8 protein-coding genes are annotated in these 12,055 nt (G+C 61.3%); 2 read left to right on the forward strand and 6 right to left on the reverse strand.

The genetic code is table 11. From position 1 onward, the window contains the following. Positions 1 to 2: 2 nt before the first annotated feature. From ACRESH_RS15150 to hrpA, 6 genes are all read right to left on the reverse strand, one after another. The gene (locus tag ACRESH_RS15150) at positions 3 to 1,127 is read right to left on the reverse strand and encodes a GNAT family N-acetyltransferase (protein WP_431742766.1); all 1,125 of its coding nucleotides are present in this window, start codon (positions 1,125 to 1,127) and stop codon (positions 3 to 5) included. An 84-nt stretch (positions 1,128 to 1,211) separates the two neighbouring features. Beyond that, positions 1,212 to 2,525: an OprO/OprP family phosphate-selective porin gene (locus tag ACRESH_RS15155; protein WP_431742767.1), complete on the reverse strand. Its 1,314-nt coding sequence runs from the start codon at positions 2,523 to 2,525 to the stop codon at positions 1,212 to 1,214. A 198-nt stretch (positions 2,526 to 2,723) separates the two neighbouring features. Next, positions 2,724 to 2,963, reverse strand: a complete 240-nt coding sequence (locus ACRESH_RS15160) for an anti-sigma factor family protein (protein WP_431742768.1) — start codon at positions 2,961 to 2,963, stop codon at positions 2,724 to 2,726. Next, on the reverse strand, positions 2,957 to 3,568 hold the full coding sequence (locus ACRESH_RS15165; protein ID WP_431742769.1) for an RNA polymerase sigma factor: 612 nt from the start codon (positions 3,566 to 3,568) through the stop codon (positions 2,957 to 2,959). The genes ACRESH_RS15160 and ACRESH_RS15165 overlap by 7 nt, the downstream gene beginning before the upstream one ends. Positions 3,569 to 3,629: 61 nt before the next feature. After that, complete coding sequence (locus tag ACRESH_RS15170) at positions 3,630 to 4,751, reverse strand: beta-ketoacyl-ACP synthase III (protein ID WP_431742770.1); 1,122 nt, start codon at positions 4,749 to 4,751, stop codon at positions 3,630 to 3,632. Between the two features lie 203 nt (positions 4,752 to 4,954). Continuing rightward, on the reverse strand, positions 4,955 to 8,860 hold the full coding sequence (gene hrpA, locus ACRESH_RS15175; RefSeq protein WP_431742771.1) for an ATP-dependent RNA helicase HrpA: 3,906 nt from the start codon (positions 8,858 to 8,860) through the stop codon (positions 4,955 to 4,957). A 442-nt stretch (positions 8,861 to 9,302) separates the two neighbouring features. Between hrpA and ACRESH_RS15180 the strand changes: the two genes are divergently transcribed. Then, positions 9,303 to 10,667 carry a glutamine synthetase family protein gene (locus tag ACRESH_RS15180; protein WP_431742772.1) on the forward strand — a complete coding sequence of 455 codons (1,365 nt, stop codon included), beginning with the start codon at positions 9,303 to 9,305 and terminating at the stop codon, positions 10,665 to 10,667. A gap of 30 nt (positions 10,668 to 10,697) precedes the next feature. Next, positions 10,698 to 12,005: an NAD(P)/FAD-dependent oxidoreductase gene (locus tag ACRESH_RS15185; RefSeq protein ID WP_431742773.1), complete on the forward strand. Its 1,308-nt coding sequence runs from the start codon at positions 10,698 to 10,700 to the stop codon at positions 12,003 to 12,005. Positions 12,006 to 12,055 lie beyond the last annotated feature (50 nt).

Genomic DNA, 12,055 nt, shown 5'->3' on the forward strand with positions numbered 1-12,055 from the left:
CCTCAGCCTTGCCGATAAGGCAAGGCTGTGCGCGCCTCTTCGGCATAGGCCATCACCCCCGCATGCTCCTGCTGCAGGAACTCCTCCACGGCGCGGCGCAACCCCGGATGCAGCAAGTAATGCCAAGACCGGGTGATGACGGGCTCAAAACCGCGAATCAATTTGTGTTCCCCCTGCGCACCGGCATCAAAGCGCTGCAGCCCCTGAGCAATGGCAAAGTCCATGCCCTGGTAGAAACAGGTCTCGAAATGCAGCCGGTCGAACGCATCCAGGCAACCCCAGTAGCGGCCGTACAGGCTGTCGCCGCCGACCAGACTAAAGGCCATGGCGACATCACGCCCGCTCTGGCGAGCCATGACCACGCGGATCGCCATCGGCATGCGTTCGGCCAACAGGCTGAAGAATGAGCGGGTCAGATACGGCGCGCGGCGACGCACGGCATAAGTGTTGGCATAGCAGGCAAAAACGAAATCCCACTGCGCCTCGCTCAATTCATCGCCACGGTACCAATGAAACTCGATCCCCTGCCCCGCCACCTGCTCACGCTCCTTGCGCATTTGCTTGCGCTTGCGTGAACTGAGGCTGTCAAGAAAGTCCTGGAAATCCCTGAAGCCCTGATTGCGCCAATGAAACTGGCAGCCCAGGCGCTCCATCCAGCCTTCACGACCGCGCATCACAGCATCTGCATCTGCATCGGTGAAATTGATATGCACCCCTGACAGCCCCTGGCCCGCCAGATCTTCAGTGAGCTGATCGATCAGTTCGCCAGCGCTCTGTGGGCTCCCCAACAGCCGCGAACCACTGACCGGTGAGAACGGCACGGCACAGAGCAGCTTGGGGTAATAGGCAATGCCCGCCCGCTCGCAGGCATCAGCCCAACCATGATCGAAGACGTACTCGCCGAAGGAGTGGGTTTTCACATAGGCCGGCATGGCAGCCTGCAAGTGTCCCGAAGCATCCGTCAGCAGGCGATGCGCTGGCGCCCAGCCGGTGCGTTTACTGACGCTACCACTGTCTTCCAGGCTGCTCAGGAAAGCGTGATGCAAAAACGGTTGCTCGCCCGGCACCAGGGCATCCCAGGTGGCAGGCGTGAGTTCGGCAAGCTGTGACAGGATAAGGATAGGCATTGGCGCAGTCTGCCTCGTCACGCGGACGAAAAAAAGCCCCGCATTCGCGGGGCTGAAGATCTAACGGATGAGGAGCGGTATTGCTTAGAACACGTACTGCGCACGCATGACGAAACCGTCACCGCTGTCGTCACCGGCAGCGTTCTCGGCGTTGTCGACCTTGGCCTTGACGTATACGCCGCTGAGCTTGATCGACTCGTTGGCGTACCAGTTCAGGCCAACGTTGTGCACCTTGCCTTCTACATCGCTGACATTGGCGAATGCGCCGTTGTCGTCGTCGACGCTCAGGTGGTCGTAGCGGTAGAAGACTTCCCAGGCACCGATCTGCTTGTTCGACGGCTTGATGCTGTCGAATTTGCCGAGTTTGTAGCCACGGGCTTCACCGGTGATGGTGTAGGCCAGTTGACCGTAGTAACCGTCAGCCTTGATGTCGGAGTAAGCAGGGCTGTCAGCCTGCACATCACGCTTGATGTACTCGCCCTGCACCGAGAACGGACCCATGGCCCAGGCAGCTTCCAGGTTCCAGGCCTTGTCAGTGTCGTAAGAACCGACCGGGCTATTGTTGCGGCCACCGAGCAGCAGACGGTTGCCGTTGGTGCCGGCATCCTGGCCACCGTCGGTACTCACGCCACGCATGCCCAGGCGGCTGCGGATACGGCCGTCGAACGCGGTGTCGGAGAGGTCACGCTGGGCGTAGTTGATGCCGAAGTGCAGGACGTTGCCCGCTTCGTGCATTGGCGCGAAGACGCCACGCAAGTTGAACTGCCTGGTGCTGTCGCCATCCTTGTCCTGGTTGGTGGCGTCTTTGGCGAACACACCCGCCGAACCGTACAGCGAGTCACCGGCGTTACCCGATACCTGCAGGCCCATACCGCCGTTGTGCGAGTTGGTCCAGTCGACCAGATCGTAGGCTGCGGTACGCTCTTGAGCGGTTACCCACTTGGAGCTGGTGGCTTTTTCCAGACCGAACTCAGGGTCGAAACGGCCAACCTTGATCGACACCGGTTTGAAGCCGTTGTAGGCCAGCGAGGCTTCGTCGAAGTAACCATCTTCGGAACGGTTGTCACCGCCGGAGTTGTGCGAGAAGTCGTAAGCAAGCTGGTAGGCCCAGTCGGTGTACATCACACCGCCCAGTTCCAGGTAGGCACGGCGGAAGTAACCGGCGTCGGCAGTGTCGCCGTTGTTGGTGTAGAAACCGTCAAAACGGCTGTAGTCCGCCTGGACACGACCGCCCAGTTTGAAGCTGAATTCCTTGTCGGCGGTAGCGACCTCGAGGCCACCCTTGGTCTTGACTACGATATCGGCGCCGTCGGTGGTCACGGTACCCGCGAAAGCCTGGGCGGTAACGGCCATGGCCAAGGCGCTGGCTGCGAAACCTGCGAAGTGCTTACGGATCATCGAAGAAGCTCCCCTACTTTATGGTCTTGATAATGTTGGAAAAACACGCGGCTAAGGCCACTTGTGCTGGGGAGGAATCTTGGCGGGGGGTTATGTCAGATCAGTGGCTTTTATATAAATGTTTTGTTACAGGGGAACTTTTTACTTCGAATGTGAATAAGTAGGAAAGCCCCGTTGCAGGGCTTCCCAGCATGTTTATCAGGGCTTGTCGTGGGCCCGATGGGCTTCTTTCATGCGCTGGACGATTTCGTCGATATCGTCTACCGGCGCCTCTGGTAGCGCTTTGATCGTCGCCTGGGTCAGGCGCATCTGCCTGATGAACCGTCGGCAGTTTTTGCAGAACAACAGGTGCTGGCGGGCCAGCAGCTTTTCACCCAGGGTGAGTTGTCCATCCAGGTAATCGCTTGAACGGGCGACCAGTTCCTTGCAGCTCAGCATTGGCCGGTTTCCTCGAAGTGTTCCAGGGTGGCGAAGACCTTCAGCCTCGCCCGGTGCAACAGCACGCGGACATTGGAGAGTGAGATGCCAAGAAGATTACAGATCTCTTCCAACTCCAGTCCCTGGCGTTCGCGCAGCACCAGCACGCTGCTTTGCAATTCGGACAAACTGAGCAGGGTACGCTCCAGGCACTCACGCAACTCATCCTGGCTGAGCAATGCTTCAGGGGAGTCTTCGTGCCAGGAAGAGGGCGCCAGCAACCAATGGCCATCGCTGGCGAATCGATCATCACCCACGCTGCCATGAGGAGATGGCAGGTCATCAAGCAGCATCTCGCGGCGGTTCTGCTTGTAGCGGGTCTTGGCCGCGTTGGCGGTAATGGTCAGCAGCCAGGTCTTGAGGCTGGAACGCCCCTGAAAGCCCGGAAGACCACGAACCACGGCCAGCCAGGCATCCTGCACGGCTTCATCGGCCTGGCGGCTGCCAAGGATGGCGTAGGCCACGGCGCGCATGGCGCCCTGGTAGGTGCTTACCAGCTCCCTGAACGCCTGTTGATCTGCAAGCAACAGACGTTCAAGCAAGCGTGCTTCGAAATCGACCGACATTGCCACCTCATCCTGACTGTGCTCAATGGACGTCGAAGCGTGCGGTTTGTTACAACCGAACTCAACGCTTGCGCAGAATCACGCTACCGATCGAATAGCCAGCACCGAAAGAGCTGAGCACACCCAAGGAACCTTTGGCCAGGTCGTCCTGATGTTTGTGCAAAGCAATCACCGAACCGGCCGAACTGGTGTTGGCGTAGCTGTCGAGAATCACCGGTGCCTCTTCTTCCAGGGCATCGCGGCCGAGCAGCTTCTTGACGATCAGGTGGTTCATGCTCAGGTTGGCCTGGTGCAGCCAGAAGCGCTTGACGTCGCTGACACTGATGTTGTTTTCGGCCAAGTGCTGAGCAATCAGCTCGGCCACCATCGGGCAGACCTCACGGAACACCTTGCGGCCTTCCTGAACGAACAGTTTGTCCGCAGCGCCGATGCCCTCTTCCGCCGCACGGTTGAGGAAGCCGAAGTTGTTGCGGATATTGTTGGAGAACTGGGTCAGCAGCTTGGTGCTGACAATATCGAACTGATGCGCCGAGGTGGCCAGGTCGGCACGTTCCACCAGCACGGCGGTGGCCGCGTCACCAAAAATGAAGTGGCTGTCACGGTCACGGAAGTTCAGGTGACCGGTGCAGATCTCCGGGCTGATCACCAGCACCGCGCGAGCCTGACCCAGTTGCACGCTGTTGCAGGCAGTCTGGATACCGAAGGTAGCCGAGGAGCAGGCAACGTTCATGTCGAAGCCAAAACCGTTGATGCCCAGGGCCTGTTGCACTTCGATGGCAATCGCCGGGTACGGACGCTGCAGGTTGGAGCAGGCAACGATCACCGCATCGACATCGGCGGCGCTACGGCCTGCGCGTTGCAGGGCCTGCTCGGCAGCCGCCACGGCCATCTGGCAGAGGACCGATGGTTCGTCGTTGGAACGCTCCGGCAAGCGCGGTTTCATGCGTTGCGGATCAAGGATACCGGCCTTGTCCATGACAAAGCGGCTCTTGATGCCTGAGGCCTTCTCGATGAAGGCGGCGCTGGATTCGGCCAGGGCCTGCACTTCGCCACGCTCGATGGCCTCGGCGTTGTCAGCGTTGAACTGCTGCACATAAGCGTTGAAGGACTCCACCAGCTCTTCATTGCAGATGCTGTTGGCCGGGGTGTACAGGCCGGTGCCGCTGATGACGACGTTATGCACGGTCGTTCCTCTGTTCAGGGGCCGATGCCCACCGGGCAACGGCCTGTTCGATTCGGTCAGCTGGCACGAAAGTACCAACTCATACACACAACACGCCCGGCAAACGTCACCGCTGCAGGGCACTTCACTCGGTGGACAGCGCTGCCGGCAAGGTCAGCACGGCAGCGGCGAATATCGGCCAAGTGTGCCACAACTACGGGTGTTTAGGCTTCTACCTGACTCCACTGCTTGCTGAGTCTTTTATCAGAAACCGGCACTTTGGTACCCAACTGCTGGGCGAACAGCGATACCCGATATTCTTCCAGCCACCAGCGGTAGAGCGTCAACTGCTCGTCACGTTTTCCTTCCTGGGCGTGTTTGTCGGCGCGGGCCTTGTATTGCGTCCACAGGTTGCCCAGTTCACCGCTCCAGACCCGGTCCTTCTGCACCTGAGAACCCAGTTTCTCCAGGCGCAATTCGATGGCCTTGAGGTAGCGCGGCAGCTCCTTGAGCCACAGCCCCGGGGTTTCGCGGACAAAGCCCGGGTACACCAGGTTGCTCAATTGCTGCTTGATGTCGTTGAGCGCCACGGCCTGGGCCAGGTCGATCTTGCCCTTGAAGCGCTTTTGCAGGCCATGCCAGAGCTTGAGGATCTCCAGGGTCAGGCGTGCCAGACGCTCAGCGTGTTCGGTCCAGCTGCCGCGCTTGCGCTCGGCCAGTGAAGCCAGGCCTGCGCCGTCGCGGGGCAAATTGCTTTCGCCTTCGAGAATGCAGCTGTCGAGGCTGGCCAGGAGGATGTCCTCCACCAGCGCGTCAACACGCCCCAGCTCTCGGTACAACAGGCCAAGCTCAGTCAGCCCGGGGAGCTTGCCACGCAGGAACTTGGCGGGTTCGGCCAGTTGCTGCAGGAGCAGGCGCTGCAAGGCGCGCCGGTGCTGGAACTCGGCTTCGGCCTGGGTCGAGAAACGCCCTTCCTTGACGGTACCGTTTTCTTCCACCAGTGCCGGGTACACGGTCATCGACAGGCCGGCGATCTTCTGCTGCGCGGTCTCGGCGACCTGGGTAAAGGCCTTGGCCTGTACCGGCTGCTGGTTTTTCTCGGTCTGCGGAACGGCCAGTGCGGCCTGGCTGGCGGCGGCAAAGCGTGCGGTCAACTCGGTCAGGTCGCGGCCTTCACCGAGGAATTTACCCTGACCATCGACCACTTCCAGGTTCATCCTCAGGTGATTGTCCACCTGCCCGGCCGCTTCGACCCAGGCTTCATCGCTGACCCGTGCCCCGGTCATGCGCAACAACTCACGCCCCAGGGCCTGGGGCAGCGAGCCCTCGGCAAAGGTCATGCGTTGCAAGGCCGCCTTGATGAAGTCCGGTACCGGTACGAAGTTCTTGCGCAGGGCCTTGGGCAGGTTGCGCACCAGGGCAATGCATTTGGCTTCGAGCAAGCCCGGCACCAACCACTCCAGACGGTCGCCCGGCAGGCTTGGCAGCAATGGCGCGGGCACCCGCACCGTGACACCGTCGCGCGGATGGTTGGGCTCGAAGTGATAACTCAACGCCAGGCTCAAGTCACCCAGGCGCAAGGTGTCGGGATACTGCGCCGCCGTGACTTCGCTGGCTTCGCGAGCCAGTACGTCTTCCTCGCGCATGATCAGCAGTTGTGGGTCTTTCTGACTGTTGACCCGGTACCAGCTGTCGAAGGTCGCCGTCTGATGGACCTCTGCCGGCAAGCGTTGTTCATAGAAGCCGTAAAGGGTTTCTTCATCGGCAAGAATATCCCGGCGCCGGGCCTTGGCCTCCAGCTCGTCGAGTTGCTCAAGCAGGCTGCGGTTGGCGCTCAAGCACTTGGCCTTGGACTGGATTTCGCCGCCCACCAGCGCTTCGCGAATAAACAGCTCACGTGACATCAACGGGTCGATAGGCCCGAAATGCACCGGGCGGCGGCCGACCACGATCAGGCCATAGAGGGTGACCTGCTCGTAGGCCACGACCTGGCCGCGTTTCTTTTCCCAGTGCGGCTCGAAATGGTTCTTCTTGATCAGGTGGGTGGCCAGTGGCTCGATCCAGTCCGGTTCGATCTTGGCCACCATGCGCGCATAGAGCTTGGTGGTTTCGACCAGCTCGGCGCTCATGATCCACTGCGGACGCTTCTTGCCCAGCCCCGACGATGGATGCACCCAGAAACGCCGCTGACGGGCACCCAGGTAGTCGCCGTCTTCGGTCTTCTGGCCGATCTGGCTGAGCAGTCCGGAAAGAACCGCCTTGTGCAGTTTCGGGTAGTCGGCCGGCTCTTTGTTGATGCTCAACTGCAGCTCACGGCAGATCAGGCTCAACTGCCGATGGGCATCGCGCCATTCACGCAGGCGCAGATAGTTGAGGAAGTTCTTCCGGCACCAGTTGCGCAACGGGCTGGCAGTCAGGGCCTGGCGCTGCTCCTCGAAACCACGCCACAAATTGACCAGCGCGGCAAAGTCCGAGTCGGCATCTTTCCACTGCGCGTGGGCCTGGTCGGCAGCTTGCTGACGCTCCGGCGGACGCTCGCGCGGGTCTTGCACCGACAAGGCACTGGCGACAATCAACAGTTCATTGAGGCTGCCCTGCTTGGCACCTTCAAGCAGCATACGCCCCAGACGCGGGTCGACCGGCAGACGCGCCAGCTGACGCCCAAGCGGCGTTAGCTGGTTCTCGCGGTTGACCGCCGACAGCTCCTGCAACAGGTTGAAGCCGTCGCTGATGGCTTTACCATCCGGCGGCTCGATAAACGGGAAAGCGTCGATCTCACCCAGGCGCAGGTGCAGCATCTGCAGGATCACCGCCGCCAGGTTGGTGCGCAGGATCTCCGGGTCGGTAAACGCCGGTCGTGCATTGAAGTCTTCTTCGCTGTACAGGCGCACGCAGATACCCGGCTCGACCCGCCCGCAACGGCCCTTGCGCTGGTTGGCACTGGCCTGGGACACCGCCTCGATCGGCAGGCGCTGGACCTTGGCGCGGTAGCTATAGCGGCTGATCCGCGCCGTCCCGCTGTCGATCACATAGCGGATACCCGGCACCGTCAGCGAGGTTTCCGCGACGTTAGTCGCCAGCACCACGCGCCGCCCCGGATGGGACTGGAAAATCTTCTGCTGCTCGGCCGGCGACAGCCGCGCATACAATGGCAAGATTTCGGTGTGACGCAGTTGAGCCTTGCGCAGCATTTCTGCGGCGTCGCGGATTTCGCGCTCGCCGGGCAGGAATACCAGCACATCGCCCGGGCTCTTGCCCTGGCTGCGCTCAAAGCTGGCGATCTCATCGAGCGTGGCGAGAATCGCCTGGTCCACGGTCAGGTCGTCTTCGACCTGGTTACCCTCTTCGTCCTGCTCGCTGGTCAGCGGTCGGTACCAGGTTTCCACCGGGTAGGTGCGGCCAGACACTTCGATGATCGGCGCATCGTTGAAGTGCCTGGAGAAGCGCTCAAGATCGATGGTCGCCGAGGTGATGATGACCTTGAGGTCCGGACGCCGTGGCAGCAGGGTCTTCAGATAGCCGAGCAGGAAGTCGATGTTCAGGCTGCGCTCATGGGCTTCGTCGACGATGATGGTGTCGTAGCGCTCGAGAAAACGGTCGTGCTGGGTTTCGGCCAGGAGAATACCGTCGGTCATCAGCTTGACCAGGGTATTGGCGTCGCTCTGATCTTCAAAACGCACCTGATAACCGACCAGCGCGCCCAGTGGCGTGCCGATTTCTTCGGCCACCCGCGCGGCAACGCTACGCGCCGCAATACGCCGCGGCTGGGTGTGGGCAATCAGACCATGCTGACCACGCCCGAGCTCCAGGCAGATCTTCGGCAACTGGGTGGTTTTACCCGAACCCGTTTCACCGGCAATGATCAGTACCTGATGCGCGGCCAGGACTTTTTTGATTTCGTCACGCTTGGCTGCGATCGGCAGGCTGTCATCGTAGCGAATGCTCGGCACGCTGGCCTTGCGCGCGGTGACCTGGGCGCAGGATGCCTGGACCTTCTCGACCCACTGGGCCAGCTTCGCCTCGTCCGGGCGCTTGCGCAGTTCGTGCAGCTGCCGGCGCAGGCGATGGCGCTCGGCAATCATGGCGTGGTCGAGGTTTTTCAGCAGTTGATCGATAGCGAGGTCAGTCATGGGGGCTTTTTAGTCGTGCAGGTGAGCCTGCTTTTTCATGATCGGCATTAGGAAGGGCTGCGATTGTCGCAGATTTGCCCCCGCTCGGCACAGTTGCGGGTAGCGGGATGATTGTTTAGTCACGAACAACCTGAAGGTATACAAAGGCTGATTTAATGAACCTTCACTGGCATGGGAGTATCCAGGCATGACTTCGCCCCTGTGCTTGCCCCGCCCGCTGTTGCGCCCTTCGTTCCCGAAGGTACGGGCTCGCTCTGGGGAAAACCCGCTGGTTCACATCATCCTCGCCTTCTGGGCCTTGTGGCACTGCCGCCATGCCCGCCCACCAGATGTTTTTCTCGCCCTAGACTGATTATATCGGCCAGCCCTGGCCTTCCTGTCCATGACTGTCGCCCCGTGGCGAAGACAGTCCTGTGCGCCTGAGGGCGCGAGCGAGAACACTATGCAATTTGCCCCCATCGAGCAGGCCCGAACATTCCTGGCCGGCAACCCTGATATCGAGATGATCGAGCTGTTCATCCTCGATGCCAACGGCGTACCCCGCGGCAAGCTGTTGCACCGCGAAGAATTGCTGGCGGTATATGAAAGCGGTCGTCCACTGCCCAGCACCATTCTCGGCCTGACCCTCAATGGTGACGATGTGGAAAACTCAGGCTTGGTGTGGGATGTCGGTGACATCGACTGCCGCGCCTATCCGCTGGAAAACAGCCTGGTGCGCTTGCCCTGGCGGCAGATTCCGACCGCAGCGGTGCAGGTCAGCATGCACCCCACTGAAGGCCTGCCGGCAACTATCGCCGATCCGCGCCACCTGCTGATCAAGGTCATCGATGCCCTAAAGGCCGAGGGCTACCATCCGGTCATGGCCTGCGAGCTGGAGTTCTATCTGCTCGACCAACAGCGCGACCACCACGGCCGCCCGCAAGCGGCACTGGACAGCGACGGCGGGCGTCCACGCGGCACCCAGGTCTATGGCCTGCGCGAACTGGAACAGATCGAGCCCTTCCTCGCCGACCTCTACAGCGCCTGCAAGGCCCAGGGCATCCCGGCACGCACGGCCATTTCCGAATACGCCCCAGGCCAGGTCGAAATCACCCTGGAGCATGGCGATGCGCTGCTGGCCATGGACCAGGCCGTGCGCTACAAGCGCCTGGTCAAAGGCGTGGCACACAAACACGGCATGCAGGCCTGTTTCATGGCCAAACCCTTCGATCACCTGGCCGGTACCGGCATGCACATGCACGTGAGCCTGGCCGATGCCCAGGGCAACAACCTCTACGCCAGCGACGACAAAGCCGGCACACCGCTGCTGCGCCAGTCGGTGGCCGGCATGCTCAAGCACCTGCTCGATTCGTTGCTGCTGTTCTGCCCGAACGCCAACTCCTACCGCCGCTTCCAGGCCAACAGCTATGCCCCCCTGGCACCGACCTGGGGCGTCGACAACCGCACCGTGAGCCTGCGCATACCCGGCGGCCCGGCCAACAGCCGGCATATCGAACACCGAATCTGTGGCGCCGACGCCAACCCTTACCTGGCCGCCGCAGCGATCCTCGCCAGCCTACACCACGGCATCCGCCAGCAGCTCGACCCGGGTACCCCGGTCGAAGGTAACGGCTATGCCCAGGCCAAGGAGCTGCTGCCCACCGACTGGCTCACCTCGCTCAAGGCTCTGGAAACCTCGGGCTGGGCACGTGAGGCGTTCGGTGAAGCCTTTCTCGGTGTCTACCTGGCGGTCAAACGTGCCGAGTACCGACAGTTCATGGCCGAAGTCGGCGAACAGGATTGGCGCTGGTACCTGACCCAGGCCTGATCCCTTTTATTTTTGCGCCAAGGATTTCTTATGAATGCAGCCGTGAATGCCAGCACCGCCCAACGCAGTGCCTCCTACTACACCGCAAGCCTCAACGACACCACCCAGTACCCGACGCTCAAAGGGACGGTAAAGGTCGACGTGGCAATCATCGGTGGCGGTTTTACCGGCGTGGCCAGTGCCGTCGAGCTGGCCGAACGCGGCCTGAAAGTTGCCATTGTCGAGACCAACCGCATTGGCTGGGGCGCCAGCGGGCGTAACGGCGGCCAGGTCACCGGCAGCCTGTCGGGCGACGAGGCCATGCGCAAGCAGATGCGCGAGAAGCTCGGCGACGACGTCGATGACTTCATCTGGCACCTGCGCTGGCGCGGCCACCAGATCATCGAACAGCGGGTCGAACGCTACGGTATTGCTTGCGACCTCAAGCACGGTCACTTGCATGCCGCGATGAAAACCTCGCACATGCATGAGTTGCAAGCTTTTGCAGCCGAAGCACAACGCCGCGGCATGGGCGGCCAGGTGCAGTTGCTCGACCGCAAAGCCATCAGCGAACACCTGCAGAGCCCGCTGTACCTGGGCGCCCTGAAGAACCTGCGCAACCTGCACCTGCACCCGCTCAACCTGTGCCTGGGCGAAGCCCGCGCGGCCCATAGCCTGGGTGCGCTGATCTTCGAAAACTCCGAGGTGCTGGAGATTATCCATGGCGACCAGCCTGCCATCGTCACGGCCCAGGGCCGGGTTGAAGCCAAGCAGATTCTGTTGGCGGGCGACGTCTACCACAAACTGGAAAAGCCCCAGCTCAAGGGCAAGATCTTCCCGGCCATGGGCGGCATCGTCACCACTGCCCCACTGGGCGAACTGGCAGCGCAGATCAACCCTCAGGACCTGGCGGTGTATGACTGTCGCTTTGTCCTCGACTACTACCGCCTGACCGCTGATGGCCGCCTGTTGTTTGGCGGCGGCGCCAACTATTCAGGTCGTGACTCGCGGGATATCGCTGGCGAACTGCGCCCATGCATCGAACGCACTTTCCCTGCGCTCAAGGGCGTGCCGATCGAGTTCCAGTGGAGTTGTGCCATGGGTATCGTGGTCAATCGCATTCCGCAGCTGGGCAAGCTTTCAGACAACGTCTGGTACTGCCAGGGCTACTCCGGGCACGGCATCGCCACCAGCCACATCATGGGCGAGATCATGGCCGAGGCCCTGACCGGGACGCTGGAGAAATTCGATACGTTTGCAGGTTGCAAGCACATCAAGGTGCCCATGGGCGATGTGCTGGGCAATCCGTTGCTGGCGGCGGGGATGTGGTATTACCAGATGCTTGAGAAATTGCGCTGAAGCCGTAGGAGCGGATTCATCCGCGAAGGGCCGCAACGCGGCCCCAGGGG

This window comes from Pseudomonas sp. (assembly GCF_050739775.1).
In the GTDB taxonomy this organism is placed as follows: domain Bacteria; phylum Pseudomonadota; class Gammaproteobacteria; order Pseudomonadales; family Pseudomonadaceae; genus Aquipseudomonas.